Origin of the sequence: Paenibacillus xanthanilyticus (assembly GCF_042682185.1) — a bacterium.
GTDB classification, from domain to species: Bacteria; Bacillota; Bacilli; order Paenibacillales; family Paenibacillaceae; genus Paenibacillus_Z; species Paenibacillus_Z xanthanilyticus.
In genome coordinates this window covers 629,449-644,316 of sequence record NZ_JBHUHA010000002.1, presented here as the reverse complement: position 1 = coordinate 644,316, position 14,868 = coordinate 629,449, and the positions used below count along the sequence as shown (strand labels likewise).

Here is a 14,868-nt window from a genome sequence, read left to right as displayed (position 1 = left end):
GGGCAGATGTGAGCAAGCGTAACCCAGGAACGAAGCGGAGCGCTGGGGGATGGAATGGCGAAGCGGCATGAAAGGGAATATTTGAAAGGGGGCCGGCGCCGGCCCCCTTCGTTAGTTTTGCGACGGTATCCGACTACGCCTTAAGCAGCCAGAGCGCCGGGACGTTCGGCGGTTCCCAGCCTTGCAGCGACGTATGCGGCTGCCGGCAGGAATACGTTTTGCCGCCGTAGGTGACCTCGTCGCCTGCTTTGTAGCTGACGCCCGCGGCCCACGGGCGCGCTCCGGCTGTATCCGTCGTCGCGCTGACAACGGCCGCCGCCGATCGGTTGCCGGCCGCATCGAACGCCGTGACGGAGAACGTGTACGCCGTGCCCGGGTTCAAGCCGCTCAGCGTCGCGGCCGTTCCGGAGACGTTTGTCGATACGCCGCCATATGCGACGGTATAGCCGGTCACGCCGATGTTGTCAGAGGACGCGCTCCAGCCGAGCGTCACGGTGGTGGAGGATTTGGCCGTCACGATCAAATTGGCCGGCGTCGACGGCGCGGTCTGATCCGACGAGACGACTTCGGTGCGGACCGTCAAGGGACTGCTGGCGGGAGAGACATTGCCGGCGGCGTCCTTCGCCGCGACGGTGAACGTGTAGTTGGTATCCGGCGCAAGACCCGTAATCTGAGCCGACGTGCCGATGACCTCCTTCGAGACCGAGCCGTACTTCACGGTGTAGCCGGTGACGCCGACGTTGTCGGTTGCCGCGTTCCAAGCGAGCGAGACGGTCGAGGACGATTTCGCCGTGGAGACCAGACCGGCAGGCGCGCTCGGGGCCTGCGTATCCGGCGCCGGCGGGACGATCGCATTCAGATAAGCGCGGTGCTTCGACGAGAATTCGAAGTTGTTAAATTTGTCCCAGTTGATCGACCAGGTCATCAGGCCGCCCATATTCGGGTAGCCGGTTGCGCTTCCGCGCGTCTTGTAGCTGGCCAGCTGCTTGCCTTTGATCAGCGCGTCGAGCGCCTTCTGCACCTCGGCGACCGGCGTGAAGCCGCCGCCTGCGTTGTTGTTGGCCGGCAGCCCGAGCAGCACCTGCTCCTGCCGAAGCGGCGGGAAGAAGTGGTTCGCGTTCTTCGCGACCGGGAAGCCGGTCAGCACCATATCGGCCATCGCGACGTGGAAATCGGCGCTGCCCATCGTGTGGTATTGGTCGTCGAGGCCGATAATCGGCCCGGAATTGTAGTTCTGCACCTGCAGCCAATCCAGAATGTCCCTCGTGGCGTGGATAACCGGCAGATAGGCGCCCGCCCGCGTGTCGCAGCTGATGCAGCTGCCGCCGTAGAACTGGTAGCCGAGCTGGACGAAGAATGTCTCGGGCGCCATCGTCAGCGTGAATTTGTCCGTCCCGAAATAACCGTTGATGCTCTTCAGCGCGTCGATCAGATTCACGATGACCGGCGTCGTCGGATTACGGAAGTCGGCATCCCCTTTATTGAGGTAGAGCGAATGGCCTTCGAAATCGACGTCCAGCCCATCGAAGCCGTATTTCTCGATAATGCCCTTCACGGAGCTTGTGAACGCGTCGCGCGCGGCAGTCGTCGTCAGCTGCACTTGACCGTTGGCGCCGCCGATAGAGATGATGACCTTCTTGCCCTTGCTCTTCAAATAGGCGACGTCCGCTTTGAAGTCGGCCTCCGTATAATTGAAGGGCGTAAAGGCGATATTCCCCGCCGCGCCGGAGGGCTCGGCGAACGAGACGTTGACGACATCGAAATCCGGCGAGACGTCGCGCAGACGAACGAAGCCTGAACCGTTGTCGAAGTTGTGCCAATAGCCGACGATTTTGTAGCCGCCGGCCGGGGCGGCCGTAGCCGTCGGCACGGTAGACGGGGCGATTACGGCGACGGGTAAGCTTGCGGCCAATAATGAGGCGGCAAGAGATAAAATGCCGATCGTGCGTCTGAAACGGAATGCGCGCATAACATAGACCTCCTAACCGGAATTGGACTCATTTATGAAGCGCTTACAATATTGCAGGCCAATCAGTCTGCGGCTTGCTTAATGCTGGCGGGACAGGCCTCCTCTCCGGCGCAAATGCGGGGATCAAGTGAATGAGGGCTAGGAACGTCACCCGAATGCCACCTATCTCAATTTTCCATTTCTACGGATGGTTGTTGAAGGGGGAAGTTTCCAGTGCACCGGGGGAAAATTTCGTTTCATCGACGTTCCGGTAAGGGCGGTGCTACAAAGTAAGCTTTGTCCACAAGGACAAAAGCGTGCCTCGCTCGAACGCCTCCGCCAACTATCAGCCATCATGCCAGCACGAAAAGGGAGTCCAGAGGGCGGAGTCCTGAGCGCTTTCAAACGGAAAGCGCACTTCGGAAGCATTTGCTTTAGAGCCCCCTCGGCGGAGGGGGCAATGCTGTCAGGTTAAGGTAAAACGTCCACTGAAACCACTTGTGGCCTATAGTTGATAGGACGGACTTCAACACCCACTGAAGCTTTGTCCGTTAGGACAAATGCGTGCCAATCTCTAACCGCCACGCCAACCGCGACCCAACTCGTCAGCACGAAAAGGGAGTCCAGAGGGTGAAGCCCTTTGGTTCCCCTCAGCGGAGGGGGAAGGGGGAGGGAGCAATAAAACTCGGGTTAAAGGGGCGGAGCCTCCTTATCCTGACAGCATTGGCGGAGGGGGTGGGGGAGGGCAGCCCTGAGAGGAATTCTATGGCTGCAACCCCCCTAAAATGAGGAGTTTTTCATAAAATCAAGTCAAGAAACCGTTAATTCTGAGAAGATGTTAATCCTACGGCGCCGGTGGGCTATGCTATAATTTCCGAGAGAAGCACGCCCGGGAGTTAGAGTACATCATGAAGAACGGGGAGGTACACATGATCAGAGAAGGCAAGTCAACGATTTGGATGATGAGCGTCATGGTTCTGGGGTTACTTCTGCTATGTTTCGGTCCGATGAGCGTCATATCCACCGCGGAAGCGGCAATGGAGCATCAAGCAACGATCAAGGTGAACGGCAAGTCGGCGAAGCTGTCCGATCCCGTCCTGGTGCAAGGCGGCAGAATGTATCTGCCGGCGGCTAGAATCGCCGCATTGGCCGGAGCGGACACAAGCTGGGATAAGGATAATGAAGAATTAACCATACATACGGCAGTCAATGACAAGGTCGTGCTCGGCAACGGGGTTCCGGTCGTATATTTCAACGACACACGCTATCGGATGGATGCGCTTCCATTCACGCGGGACGGCAGGCTGTATGCGCCGCTTCGCGAGTTGTCGGAGCTGCTCCATGGCAGCTTCCAGAGCAGCGCGGATGGCGATGCGATCGAAATTACCGTCGAAGCGGAGAAGGTCGTAGCGGACGGTTACGGGTTGAACGAGATTAGCAAGGAAACGGGCTATAGCGCAGCCCAGCTGGTCAAGCGCAATGGCTTGATCTCCCAGGCTGCAGCGAAGAACGGGACGAAGTTGAAGGTCGTCTTTCCGTCGTTCCTGAGTAAGCCGGCTGCTCCCTACACGGAGGCGGACCTGACGCTGCTGGCCAAGATTACGATGGTCGAAGCCGGGTACGAGAGCTACGAGGGTCAACTGGCCGTGGCGAATGTCATTATGAACCGGGTGAACCATTCGGCATTTCCGGATACGATTAAAGGCGTCATCTATGCCGGCAAGCAGTTCCCGCCAGCGCACAACGGTCTGCTCGACAAGAGCAAGCCGCACGCGAGCGCATATCGGGCCGCGAAGGACGCATTGAACGGGAAGAACATCGTCGGAGATGCGGTCTATTTCTTCAATCCCGCCCGCGCCAAAGGATCGTATTTTTCCAGCATGGACGTCATAGCGACGATCGGCAATCATAGTTTCGCGCAATAAGAAGAGTCCGCTGCGGCCTAGAGGCTGCGGCGGATTTTTTGCGTGATGCGCAGCCCAAATAGGGAGAAAAAGAACGAGAAACGGTGGAGGAAGGCGTCAAGAAAGGTATATTGATCAAGCAGGCAGCCATACGAATGGGGGAGAAGCGAAGGAGGGATGCGGCTTGCTGACAAACGGGTTTGTCATGCGTTCACTAGAAGAAGTACGGTTTTGGTCGCGCATTATGAAAGAGCATTCATTATTTCTGAAGCTCGGATTTCGATGCGAGGATACGCAGTTGATCCAGGAGGCGAACGGATTTTACGCGGTATTCGAAAACATCGAAAATAAGGCGCACGCTTTCACATTCGACACGGATCCTGCTGTGATCAAAAGATTCAACGAAGAAGTCCATCAAGCGGTATCGCACATCTGGGTGTTCAAAAGAAAGGTGCTCGGTTTGATCCTCACGTGCAAGCTTCCGGGGGCGAACAATTTTCCCTTATTGGTCGATCACGTGAGCAGGGAGGCCAACTACTTTAGGAATCGGCTGGCGGAACTCAATACCGGCAGGCTGGAGCCGCTGCCGGATGCGATCATTGACGAGAACGTGTTCTTCTTGCGAATCATGGCGGACCATGCGAAGTTCATCAGCCATTTGCTCGACCCTTCGGAGCGGAAGCTGATTGAGCAGGCGAACAACTTTAGTCAAGAATTCGACCAGCTTCTGTTCCAAGCCAGAGACTTGGAGTCCATGCGCCCGCAATCGCAGACACTGCCGCTGCTGGATCAATTTTTGGACCAGAACAGAGTGTCGGTCAAGTCGCTTCGGGATTTCAAGAAAACGGCTCGCGAGCTAATCGAAGCGTGTAGAATCAAGAGCATCATTCATCCTTTATTGGCGGACCACGTATTTCGGGAAGCGGAGCACTTCCTGTTTATTATCGACATGTTCGAGAACAGCTTGACGGGCAAACCGGTGCCGGATCGGCATCAGTTGGGTTAAGACGAAAACAGCAGGACGAAAGAGGCTGCCAGCGTAGGGCAGCCTCTTTGGCGTGAAGGTGTGGAAGCTCTGATTACCGACCCGCGTCTCGCTGGATTCGGCATGCATGGCGCGCGTCTCTAATGCGGCGTTCGGCTCCGATCCCGCGCGGCCTCGACGCAATCGGCGACGGCCTTCCGGACTGCCTCGGGTTCCGTCATTTGGGGGAAGTGCCCGCTGCCGAAAGCGATACGCTGCTGGCCATGGCTATTCATACGCGCGTAATCCAGCTGGTTGCGCTGACGGATCGCATACGCCGCCTCCGGCATCATCGGCGGCCGCTTGCCGCCGGAGAGGACGATGAGCGGCACGTCGGGGAAGGGGCCGGCCGCGGCGATCTGCTTCGCCGTTTCGTCGACGAAGTGCGTCTCCGACCATTGGCGCTCGGGGAAGAAGCGGTCGAACATGCCGAGCACCCGGTTTAATCCTTTGACGACCGCTCCCTGCGTCTGGTTGATAACCAAATCCTCCGGATGGCTGGCTTCAAGCAGCACGACGCCCACAATTTCCTCCGGGTGCAGGCGTGCGAACAGATTGGCGTACAACCCGCCGAGCGAATGGCCGACGAGCACATAGGGCGGCGAGATGCCGAGCTTCTGCAGCAGCTCGCGAAGCGTCGACACAATCGTCTGGCCATCCTGCGGGCGGTCAGGCTTGGCGCTGCCGCCGACGCCGAGCCGATTGTACGCGAGCGTGCGGGTTTGGCCGGCCATCTCATGAAACGTCCGCATCCAGCCTTCGATTGGCCCGCTGCCGCCATTGATCAGAATAACGGCAGGCGAGCCTTCGCCGGATAGGGCGTATTCGATCGTGCCCGCGCTGGTTTGCAATTTCGACTTTACAATGGGTTTCATCAAGGCACCTCGTTAGGGGGATGGCTTCGCGCCGGTAAGGGTATCGCCGCGCACGGGCTTCGCGCCGCTCTGGAATGAGACGGGAATGGTTGTCGCAATCTCTTCCGCCTTCGATGGCGGCGACACTTGAAAATGGATATGCGCCTCGGAGGAATTCCCCGAGTTCCCGCATTGCCCGATCACTTGTCCGGCCCGTACCCGATCGCCCTCTTGGACGACGATGGAACCGTTCTTGAAATGGGCGATCATGCTGTATTCGCCGCTCTCGTGGCGGATGAGGATCATGTTGCCCGCCGGATGCGCTTCGTTCATTTGGCCTACAGGTTCATTATCGGGGATGCCGTCTACGACCGCAACCACAACGCCGTCCGCCGGCGCCAAGACGTTCTGCCCGAATGCGAAATAGCTTTCGTTCTTGGCCGGGTCGCCCTCATAGCTGAAGCCGTCCCGCTCGATAATCAGGTCGAAGGCGTAGCGGACAGGCTCATATTCGTAATGATAATTCAGGAATGTATTGTGCCCGCCCCAGAACACGAGCCAATCGCCCTCGAACGGCGGCCGAAACGTTGTCTTCGAGTAGGCGGTGTCGGTCGCGGGGAAGGCCGGATGCTCCAGAATTTGAATGCCGGCGATCGTGGACGTATCGTCGAGCGTCGCGCGCAGTCCTTTCGTCCCCTCCGGATTCGCCCATACGAAATGCTCATACCCGTTCAGCCGCATAGCGCTCGTCAGCTCGAAGGCTGCAATGTTCGCGGTAAACGGCTTCCCCATGGAACGAAACTGATCGAGCGTCACCGCCTTCTTGAGATCGTCGCTGAACTGGGCATACATCCGCTCATACTCGCCGGCCAGCAAACGGTTCGCGATGTCTTTGCCGCCGATTCGCCGCAACGTTTCTTTCGTTGCTTCCTTCTTGCCATCTCCATCGCCTTCCTGCGCACCGTTGACCGCTTGCTCCGTCGTTTGCTCCTGTTCGTTCAGCGTCTTCTCCTCCTTCGTGGGTCCGCTCACTTCCGCGCAGCCAGCCAGCAGCAATCCGGTCGCGAGCAGCAGTATCGCGGATTTGCCGGCGCGCACAAGCATGTTCCTCGGTTTACGGAAATACAGCCATTTGTAACGCGTATCGCCCCTAAAAGACGGCGATAGCCGTTTCGTCTTCATTATGGCGCGTCCTCCTTCTCTTGCAAGTTTGAACCCAGTATAACGCCTCAAACTTACGCCCCCTCCAACGGAGGATGAACGAAGCCTTAACTTTTGCAGCCTGGCAAAAAGGACAATTAAGGTAAAGGTAAGATTGTCATGAGCTGGAAGTGCGATACAATACTAGTATCTCTTATCTATTCTTATTGTCGGGTGATGAAAATGAAAGAAGCGAAAATTCTCGTCGTCGACGACGAACGCGCGATCGCGGACATGATGGCCACCGTGCTTCGTAAAGAAGGCTTCTCGCATGTCGATTTGGCGCATGACGGAGAAGCGGCCTTGTCCGCCTGCGAGCGTACCCGCTATGATCTGGTGCTGCTTGACGTCATGATGCCCGGACGGAGCGGACTGGATATTTGTCCGTTCATTCGCAGCACGACGGATGCGCCGATCTTCTTCCTGACCGCGCGTTCCTCGGATTTCGACAAGCTGTCGGGGTTCGCGGTCGGCGGCGACGATTATATTACGAAGCCGTTCAATCCGCTTGAAGTAGTGGCCAGAATACAGGCTCAGCTGCGCCGATATTTGCAACCGAAGACGCAGCCGCAGCCCGCGCAAGAGGAGATGCCGCCGCCAGGACGTTACGACTTCGGCCGGTTCCAGCTAGACGAGGCGCAGGCAACGTTGACGGTGGACGGGGAGCCGTCGCACTGCCCGGCGCTCGTGTTCCAGCTCCTCTTGTTCCTATGCAAGCACCCGAACCGCGTGTTCAGCAAAAGCGAGCTCTACCAGCGCGTCTGGGGCGAGGAGTCGATCGCCGACGATAACACGGTCATGGTCCATGTTCACCGCATTCGCGAGCGGATCGAGCGCAACCCGTCGAAGCCGGAGTATCTGGTTAACGTGCGCGGCATCGGCTACAAGCTGATCCGGCCCAAAGGAGCGCGCTGATATGGTCCGTAGAAGGCTGGCGGTTCGATTCAGCCTGCAGCTGGTGGGAGCGGGCGCGCTGCTCGTCGTGCTGGCGGTCGTCATCGTCATATGGATTTTGGCGAGGCTCGAAGAGATTGAGATCCGGCGCAGCTTCGCGCCGACCGGCATCTCCAGACTGATCGCGGAGTCGCGGACGGACGCCAGCGGACTGATCGCCGATCCCGTGCTGTTGGAGCGGCTGCGCGAGGACGGCGGCTGGCTGCAAAGTCTGGACGATCACGGGAATGTCATTCAGTCGTTCAACGCGCCGGACGATCTTCCCGATCGGTATCTGCCTGGGCAATTGATGGATTATTGGATCGGCAGCGAACCGTATCCGTACCGGCTCGGATTATGGATTCAGGAGAAAGACGGCGTCACGTACACGCTGCTCTACGGCGCGCGGTCGCCGACCGAGGATCTGCTCGGACGGCTGATCGATGACGGCAAGCTGGAAGGCGGCAGCTTGTCCTTCTCGGAGGCGACGCTCGCGATGCTCGGTCAACGCGACGGATGGGTACAGGTGCTCGATCGGGAAGGGCGCGAGTTAGCGGCATGGGGGCGGCCGGATGGAGCGCCAACGACCTATTTGCTGCAGGATCTGGCGCTTCAGAGCGTCAATAACGACGGCGTCGGCGCGCTGATGGATACGCGTTATGACAAGCGGACGGGCTACACGTGGGTGTATCAATATCCGATGAGCGAGGCGCGTCGGCACGCGATGCCGATACCGGGCATGATGCCCGAGGCGCAGGTGATGATTGCGGGCTTGGCCGCTTTTCTGCTTAGCGCGCTGCTGCTCTTCATCGTGCTGTCGATTTGGTACGCCAATCGGTTCGGTACTCCGCTTATCCAGATTCTCGGCGCGATCCGGCGTCTGGGCGGCGGCAATTATGCGGAGCCGTCCCCGGCGCGTCCGAAGCGGCGGCGTTTCGCTCTGCGCAAGAAGGACGCACGCAAGCGCCGCAACCGGATATTTGGCGAAGTGTTCGAGTCGCTCGAATCGCTGACGCGCGCGCTTCGCGCGGGCAAGGACGCGGCGGAGCGCACGCAGCGCACCCGCGAAGAATGGATCGCCGGGGTAACGCACGACATGAAGACGCCGCTTGCTTCGATCCAAGGCTATGCCCACCTGATGGCCGCGGACAAATACAGCTGGACGGAAGACGAGATCCGCAAGTTCGCGTCGATCATCCTGGAGAAATCGGAGTATATGGATAAGCTCATCAACGATTTGTCGCTGACGTACAGGCTGCGAAGCGGAGATATGCCCGTCGTCTTCGAGGAGCTGGATGCTCGCGGCTTGCTGGAGCATGCGGTCGCCCGCGCCATCGGGCAGCCCGGGTATGACGGCGGCAGGGTGCACTGTTCTGTGCCCTCGTCGCCTGTACGGGCGGAGCTGCACGAGCCCTGGTTCGAGCGCATCGTCGATAATCTCGTCGCGAATGCGTTTCTGCACAATCCGCCGGATACCCTCCTGCGCATCGCGATGACGCAAGACGCGAGGGACGGAAGCTGGCGCATCGATTTTGCGGATAATGGCCGTGGAATGGATGAGCAGACCGTCGAGCGGTTATTCGAGCGTTACTATCGCGGGCTCAATACGGAGATCGGCTCCGAAGGCAGCGGTCTGGGCATGGCGGTCGCCAAGGAGCTTGTGCAGGCGATGGGCGGGAGGATCGAAGTACGGTCCGAGCCAGGGCGAGGGACCGTCGTTAGCCTCATTTGGGACCGGAGCGGTCGCGATCTGATTCGTACGGCGGATGCGACATGAGGCGTTTACGCCGGTTCGCGGTGGTGGACATCCTCCATGACGCTATAATGGTCACGAGCTTGAAGATGGTCTAGTTGGGAGGGAACGAGCCGATGACGTTCGAACTAAACGAAGCCGTAGAAATTCTGGATCGGACGCCGACGATGTTAGCGAGTCTATTGGCCGGGTTGTCCGGCGGCTGGCTAAAGGCCAACGAAGGCGAGGAGACGTGGAACGCGGTCGAGGTGCTGCTGCACCTGATCGAGGCTGACCGGACCAATTGGATACCGCGGCTGGAAGTCATGCTGCAAGATGGCGAAGCCGGCGCCTTCCCCCCTTTCGACCGGTTCGCGCACTTGAACAACGGGCAAGCCGATTCCGGGGCGGATCGGCTGCTGGTGGATTTCAAGGTGCTTCGCGTCCGCAATATCGAGCGCCTCCGAGAGCTGATCGCATCGGAGGACCTGCTGGAGCGACAAGGCACGCATCCGGCATTCGGCCCCGTGAAGGCGCGCGAGTTGATCGCGACATGGGCCGTGCACGATTTGACCCACACGGCCCAAATCGCCCGCGTGTTGGCGAAGCGGTACCGCGGCGACGTCGGTCCGTGGAAGGCGTACTTAAGTATTCTGAAATAACGCATGGACGAAGATGGCGCTGCTCCGGGCAGCGTCTTCTTGACGTTGGGCGGAGCAGCGCCGGTCAACCCTCCTCGCTCGTCGCTTCGGATGCTCGGAGCGGTCCTGCCAGCCCGAAGAGAACAGCGTAAGCCACTCGTCAAGGGACGGGGATTCCGCTGCTTCAGCCGCGGACGGCGCGAGCAGGCGGGCCAGCTCGCGGTTAAACATGGCGAAATAGCGCCTGGCGGCTTCCTCCGACAGAACCGGGTCAATGCAGCCTTCCGCTTTGCAAGCGGCGCATTTAACCCTTCCTCCCGTTGTGCTATAATACTGTTTATACAATACACAATTATGCGGGGCAGCATGACGGCATAGGCTGCAGGAGGAACGGAATGGACGAGGAAACGAGGCAAGACGAGCTGCCGCGCGGCGTGGCGCTCAGCTGGGGCATTGTCAAGGAGCCGCAGCGCGGACCGAAGCGGGAGATGAACGTCAAGCAGATCGTGGACGCCGCGATCGCGATCGCGGATGCAGAAGGGCTGACCGCCGTATCCATGAACCGGGTGGCGTCGTCCCTCGGCTTTACGGCGATGTCGCTTTACCGGTATATCCCGAGCAAAGAAGATCTGCTGCTGCTCATGCAGGACGCGGTGTGCGAGCTGGGGATTGAGGAACGGATCGATGAAGGGATGCCCTGGCGGGAGGGCTTGCGCATTTATGTGGAAGCGATGATTCAGCTCTACCAAGACCGTCCCTGGTTTAGCGATATTCCGATTACCGGCGCGCCGATTACCCCGAACAATTTGAAGGTGGTCGACAGCGCGCTGCGCATCATGCGCGGGCTTCCCTTGACCGATGCCGAGAAAATGTCCGTCATCCTGCTGCTGAGCAGCTACGCGCGGGCATGCGGCATCTTGCAGCGGGATTTCAACCGGGCGCTCAAGGCGGGGATGACGTCGGCTTCGTTCAGCGGCGCGCCGTTCCTGGGCGCACTCAGCGAGCTGGTGACGGCGGAGCGCTTCCCGGATTTGCGGCCGCTGCTGGTCTCCGGCGCGTACACGGGCACGGATGAAGCCGCGGATGAGATCTTGGACGATTTCGATTTCGGGCTGGCGCGGATTCTGGACGGCATCGAGCATTATATGGCAGGCAAAACGTGAATAAAGGCAGCATGTTCCCGCAATTGCGGAGAACAAGCTGCCTTTTGTTTTTTATGGCGCTTATGGCGAGCTTCTATTCCCATGCTTGCCGTAGCTACTCGTTCACTTGCGGTATACCAGCCTTCGCAATAGCGCATCCGCTGGACCGGGACGGCCTCGTCTCTCCAGCCAGACTGCCAGGCATCCCCCGGTCAGCCAGACGAGGACGGCAAGCGAGAAGGCGCCGGCGCCGCCGATGCGAGCTCCGAAGCCGAACGCGACGGGCGATAGCAGCAGCACGACCACCGCTTCTTGATACAGATAGAACGTAAGCGAACGCTTCCCAATGGCGGCCAAAAAAAGCGTGAGTCTCGGAACCATGCGGCGTGCGGATAGGCTGAGAAGGGCAATGAGGGCTAAGTAGCCGAACCCCCCGGTGATTCCGCTGAGCAGGCTAAGCGCGACGCTCCAGTCGAGCGCGGCGGCGGGCGCATCCCACAGCCGCGCGCCCGCCAGCGCCAGCGGAAGCGCACCGGCTGCGGAGAGGCCGATGCCGCCGAACGCGATCCTTTTCAGCTGCGACCGGTGCGCTTCCGGCCGTTCGATCCACTTCTTCCCGGATAGCCATAGGCCCAGCAGTACGGGGAGCACCATCGGGAAAAGCGACATTTGGACCAAAATGACGAACGGGTAAGCGATCGCATGATCCGCGACCATCTGGGCGTAGGTGGGCGAATGCGAGTTGATGAAGGACTCGCCCGCCGAGATCGGCATGATCCACACCCAGGTGACCGGAATGATGACGAGGTAGGCCAGACCGGTCCAGAAGATTGCCCGCCGCTTGGCTTGTTCGGATCGGAACAGCAGTCTGCCGAACAGCAGGCCGGTCACGCCGTAGAGCCCGAGTACATCGGCGCCTCCGATGAAGACGAAGTGTACGAAGCCGAACGCGATCAGCAGCCACGAGCGGCGGCGCAGCGAGCGGCGCGCCTCGTGCTCTGGCACGCCTGCGGCGAGCTGCCGGGATACCATGAGCGCCAAGCCGTAGCCGAATAGTCCGGCAAAGAGCGGATACGAGCGATTATCGACGAGCAGCAGTCCGAAGAAATTGACGATGTCGTCCAGGACATGCTCTCCGATCGGCCTGCTAATGAAGGTCATGCCGGAGGAATGGACGTACATCGGAACATGAGCGATTACGATGAGCAGCAGCATGAAGCCGCGGCCAAGATCGGGCGCCAGCAAACGTCCGTCCGGAGAAGTCGGACCGCTTAATGCCGGCCTCGGCCTTGCAGCGCGTTTCGCATGTGTCATGCTCTCAGCCTCCCGCTATCAGATTAGGGTTCGCCGCATACGTCGGGGCAATCTATCTGGCGCCGGCCTTCCGACGGAACGCCCAGGCGGCCCAGATTAGCGAGATCAGCAGGATGAGCGCGCACCAGCCGACCGCCAGCCAAGCCTGATTGCCGATCGGCGTGCCGGTCAGAAGCGCTCTTAGCGTCTCGATGATGGGCGTGATCGGCTGATGTTCCGCCACGCCCTGCAGCCAGGCGGGCATCGTGTCAGTCGACACGAACGCGCTCGAGAGGTAAGGGAGGAACAGCAGGGCGAAGCCGTAACCGCTCGCGGCTGCAGGACTGCCGGCCACGAGACCGATGGCGGCGTACGCCCAGGTGAGGGCGAAGATGAACAAGCTGACCATGCCGATCGCAAGCAGCCACTCGGCTGTGCCCGCGTTCGGCTCGAAGCCGACGAGCAGGGCGACGCCGATGACGATGCCGGTCGCCAACAGGTTGCGGACAAGGCTTGCGACGACATGCCCCGTCACGACGCTCATGCTGACGATCGGCATCGTCCGGAACCGGCCGATGATGCCGGAGGTCATATCGTGGGCGACGTCCACCGCGGTGCTCGAGGAGCCGAAGCCGGCGCACAGCAGGATAATGCCGGGCACGACGTAATTCACGTAATCGCCGCTCCGGTCGATCGCGCCGCCAAAAACGTACGTAAACAGGAGCATAAGAATCGTGGGCAGCATAATAGCCATAATTAAGGCTTCGGAATTGCGAAGCGTAAGACGCATGCTGCGGCCGATGAAGACGGCGTTCGTGGCCAGCAGCGAAGGCGTCTTGGCTTGGGCTTGCGGTTGGATGTTCATCATACGGATACGGCCTCCTTGGGCATGGCGGTCAAGGCAACGAAGACGTCGTCCATGCTCGGTGTGCGCAGCCGGACGCGCGTCTCGGGCGGCAAGGACGGCAGGAACTCGGCTAGCTGGCGCTGCACGTCGGCGATCCGGCCGCTCGTCGAAACGACGTGCACGACCTCATCGTTCGCGTTCACAAGCTCGATCACCTCGCCGCCGACGCGCGTCTTCAGCTCGGCCGGCGATCCGGCCGCGATGATGCGCCCGTCGCTGAGGACGGCGACGCGATCGGCGAGCTGATCGGCTTCTTCCAAATACTGCGTCGTCAGAAACACGGTGATGCCTTGCTTCGCCAGACGAAGGATGATGTCCCACAAGGCGCGGCGGCTGGAGGTATCCAGTCCGGTCGTGGGCTCGTCGAGAAATAGAATCGGACGCGGCGAGATCAGACTGACAGCCAGGTCGAGGCGGCGCCGCATGCCGCCCGAATAGGTTTTGACCCGCTTGCGGGAAGCCCCGTTCAGCTCGAACTGCACGGACAGTTCGGCCGCTCGCGTCTTCGCCTCGGCGGAGCTTAGACCGGATAAGCGGCCGATCATGATGAGATTCTCCTCGCCGGTCAGCGCGTCGTCCACGGCGGCGAATTGACCGGTTAGGCTGATCGCGCGCTTGACGTCGTTCTTCTGGCGAACGGTATCCGCTCCCGCTACGCGCGCCGTTCCCTGATCCGGGATGACCAGCGTCGCGAGGATGTGGATCAGCGTCGTTTTACCGGCCCCGTTCGGACCGAGCAAGGCGAAGATCGAGCCGGCGGGCACGTCGAGATCAAGGCCTTTGAGCACATGGTGGTTCCCGAAGCTTTTGTGCAGATTACGAATTTCAATCGCGTTAGCATGCATCGTCGGCACCTCTTTCTGTTTATAATATAAACAGTATATTTTATAAACAGTGTATATAATAAACAGTAAAAGCGCAACGATAATTTCGGGTGACTCGTCCTCTCCCCATCACGTCTTCATGCAAAGAAAAGAAACCCGCGACGCATCGGCGTCGCGGGTTCCATCATTTTGTCTGCGGTCTGGTCAACTAGGAGAGCGGCCCACGGCGACGACCGCCGCCTTGGACGTTCTGGCGTTCCGTTTCGTCCAGCTCCTCCGGCAAATCGGTGAGCTCCGTTTCCTGCGCGCTGCCTGCTTGTTCTTGATCGTCAGGCTTCAGGTTGTTGTGATCCAACTTACTGCACCTCCCTATCCGATACCCCGATCGTATCAGATCGCAGTTGGACTGACCATCCCCCATATGGGTAATAGCGCCGGTTGCGCCGCGCTTTGTTCGGCGGACGAT

At 59.8% G+C, this 14,868-nt stretch carries 14 protein-coding genes; 6 read left to right on the top strand and 8 right to left on the bottom strand.

Features of this window, described 5'->3' with window-relative positions; genetic code table 11:
* Positions 1–133: 133 nt before the first annotated feature.
* The gene (locus ACFSKT_RS19935) at positions 134–1,969 is read right to left on the bottom strand and encodes a fibronectin type III domain-containing protein (RefSeq protein WP_377718463.1); all 1,836 of its coding nucleotides are present in this window, start codon (positions 1,967–1,969) and stop codon (positions 134–136) included.
* Positions 1,970–2,856: 887 nt separating this feature from the next.
* Between ACFSKT_RS19935 and ACFSKT_RS19930 the strand changes: the two genes are divergently transcribed.
* Complete coding sequence (locus tag ACFSKT_RS19930) at positions 2,857–3,873, top strand: cell wall hydrolase (RefSeq protein WP_377718464.1); 1,017 nt, start codon at positions 2,857–2,859, stop codon at positions 3,871–3,873.
* Between the two features lie 184 nt (positions 3,874–4,057).
* Positions 4,058–4,858, top strand: a complete 801-nt coding sequence (locus ACFSKT_RS19925) for a DUF2935 domain-containing protein (protein WP_377718762.1) — start codon at positions 4,058–4,060, stop codon at positions 4,856–4,858.
* Positions 4,859–4,977: 119 nt separating this feature from the next.
* On the opposite strand, the gene ACFSKT_RS19920 is transcribed toward ACFSKT_RS19925, so the two are convergent.
* Together ACFSKT_RS19920 and ACFSKT_RS19915 are read right to left on the bottom strand one after the other, a co-directional pair.
* Positions 4,978–5,751 carry an alpha/beta fold hydrolase gene (locus ACFSKT_RS19920; RefSeq protein ID WP_377718465.1) on the bottom strand — a complete coding sequence of 258 codons (774 nt, stop codon included), beginning with the start codon at positions 5,749–5,751 and terminating at the stop codon, positions 4,978–4,980.
* Between the two features lie 12 nt (positions 5,752–5,763).
* A complete protein-coding gene (locus ACFSKT_RS19915) occupies positions 5,764–6,912 on the bottom strand; it encodes a M23 family metallopeptidase (protein ID WP_377718466.1) in 1,149 nt (382 codons plus the stop codon).
* A gap of 201 nt (positions 6,913–7,113) precedes the next feature.
* Here ACFSKT_RS19915 and ACFSKT_RS19910 point away from each other — a divergent pair, with 201 nt between their 5' ends.
* The 3 genes from ACFSKT_RS19910 to ACFSKT_RS19900 all read left to right on the top strand — a co-directional run bounded on the left by ACFSKT_RS19910 (position 7,114) and on the right by ACFSKT_RS19900 (position 10,257).
* Positions 7,114–7,845: a response regulator gene (locus tag ACFSKT_RS19910; RefSeq protein WP_377718467.1), complete on the top strand. Its 732-nt coding sequence runs from the start codon at positions 7,114–7,116 to the stop codon at positions 7,843–7,845.
* 1 nt (position 7,846) lies between these two features.
* Positions 7,847–9,640: a sensor histidine kinase gene (locus ACFSKT_RS19905; protein WP_377718468.1), complete on the top strand. Its 1,794-nt coding sequence runs from the start codon at positions 7,847–7,849 to the stop codon at positions 9,638–9,640.
* Between the two features lie 92 nt (positions 9,641–9,732).
* Positions 9,733–10,257 (top strand): DinB family protein, encoded by a 525-nt coding sequence (locus ACFSKT_RS19900; RefSeq protein WP_377718469.1) that lies wholly within the window; start codon positions 9,733–9,735, stop codon positions 10,255–10,257.
* Here ACFSKT_RS19900 and ACFSKT_RS19895 read toward each other — a convergent pair.
* Complete coding sequence (locus ACFSKT_RS19895; RefSeq protein ID WP_377776336.1) at positions 10,240–10,467, bottom strand: hypothetical protein; 228 nt, start codon at positions 10,465–10,467, stop codon at positions 10,240–10,242. The genes ACFSKT_RS19900 and ACFSKT_RS19895 overlap by 18 nt on opposite strands.
* A 164-nt stretch (positions 10,468–10,631) precedes the next feature.
* On the opposite strand from ACFSKT_RS19895, the gene ACFSKT_RS19890 reads away from it, so the two are divergent.
* The gene (locus ACFSKT_RS19890) at positions 10,632–11,399 is read left to right on the top strand and encodes a TetR/AcrR family transcriptional regulator (protein WP_377718470.1); all 768 of its coding nucleotides are present in this window, start codon (positions 10,632–10,634) and stop codon (positions 11,397–11,399) included.
* 102 nt (positions 11,400–11,501) lie between these two features.
* Here ACFSKT_RS19890 and ACFSKT_RS19885 read toward each other — a convergent pair whose 3' ends face one another.
* The 4 genes from ACFSKT_RS19885 to ACFSKT_RS19870 form a co-directional block, all read right to left on the bottom strand.
* Complete coding sequence (locus ACFSKT_RS19885; RefSeq protein WP_377718471.1) at positions 11,502–12,692, bottom strand: DUF418 domain-containing protein; 1,191 nt, start codon at positions 12,690–12,692, stop codon at positions 11,502–11,504.
* A 52-nt stretch (positions 12,693–12,744) separates the two neighbouring features.
* Positions 12,745–13,536, bottom strand: coding sequence for an ABC transporter permease (locus ACFSKT_RS19880; RefSeq protein WP_377718763.1), 792 nt, complete (start codon positions 13,534–13,536; stop codon positions 12,745–12,747).
* A complete protein-coding gene (locus tag ACFSKT_RS19875; protein ID WP_377718472.1) occupies positions 13,536–14,423 on the bottom strand; it encodes an ATP-binding cassette domain-containing protein in 888 nt (295 codons plus the stop codon). The genes ACFSKT_RS19880 and ACFSKT_RS19875 overlap by 1 nt, the downstream gene beginning before the upstream one ends.
* 187 nt (positions 14,424–14,610) lie before the next feature.
* Positions 14,611–14,757 carry a hypothetical protein gene (locus ACFSKT_RS19870; RefSeq protein WP_377776335.1) on the bottom strand — a complete coding sequence of 49 codons (147 nt, stop codon included), beginning with the start codon at positions 14,755–14,757 and terminating at the stop codon, positions 14,611–14,613.
* Between the last annotated feature and the right edge of the window lie 111 nt (positions 14,758–14,868).

What these genes read in the sequence shown, in the direction of transcription:
- ACFSKT_RS19905 (WP_377718468.1), top strand. Translation starts at nt 7,847, where the DNA reads ATGGTCCGTAGAAGGCTGGCGGTTCGATTCAGCCTGCAGCTGGTGGGA.
- ACFSKT_RS19915 (WP_377718466.1), bottom strand. Translation starts at nt 6,912, where the DNA reads ATGAAGACGAAACGGCTATCGCCGTCTTTTAGGGGCGATACGCGTTAC.
- ACFSKT_RS19930 (WP_377718464.1), top strand. Translation starts at nt 2,857, where the DNA reads ATGAAGAACGGGGAGGTACACATGATCAGAGAAGGCAAGTCAACGATT.
- ACFSKT_RS19900 (WP_377718469.1), top strand. Translation starts at nt 9,733, where the DNA reads ATGACGTTCGAACTAAACGAAGCCGTAGAAATTCTGGATCGGACGCCG.
- ACFSKT_RS19910 (WP_377718467.1), top strand. Translation starts at nt 7,114, where the DNA reads ATGAAAGAAGCGAAAATTCTCGTCGTCGACGACGAACGCGCGATCGCG.
- ACFSKT_RS19895 (WP_377776336.1), bottom strand. Translation starts at nt 10,467, where the DNA reads ATGTTTAACCGCGAGCTGGCCCGCCTGCTCGCGCCGTCCGCGGCTGAA.
- ACFSKT_RS19875 (WP_377718472.1), bottom strand. Translation starts at nt 14,423, where the DNA reads ATGCATGCTAACGCGATTGAAATTCGTAATCTGCACAAAAGCTTCGGG.
- ACFSKT_RS19925 (WP_377718762.1), top strand. Translation starts at nt 4,058, where the DNA reads ATGCGTTCACTAGAAGAAGTACGGTTTTGGTCGCGCATTATGAAAGAG.
- ACFSKT_RS19890 (WP_377718470.1), top strand. Translation starts at nt 10,632, where the DNA reads ATGGACGAGGAAACGAGGCAAGACGAGCTGCCGCGCGGCGTGGCGCTC.
- ACFSKT_RS19920 (WP_377718465.1), bottom strand. Translation starts at nt 5,751, where the DNA reads ATGAAACCCATTGTAAAGTCGAAATTGCAAACCAGCGCGGGCACGATC.
- ACFSKT_RS19880 (WP_377718763.1), bottom strand. Translation starts at nt 13,536, where the DNA reads ATGAACATCCAACCGCAAGCCCAAGCCAAGACGCCTTCGCTGCTGGCC.
- ACFSKT_RS19935 (WP_377718463.1), bottom strand. Translation starts at nt 1,969, where the DNA reads ATGCGCGCATTCCGTTTCAGACGCACGATCGGCATTTTATCTCTTGCC.
- ACFSKT_RS19885 (WP_377718471.1), bottom strand. Translation starts at nt 12,692, where the DNA reads ATGACACATGCGAAACGCGCTGCAAGGCCGAGGCCGGCATTAAGCGGT.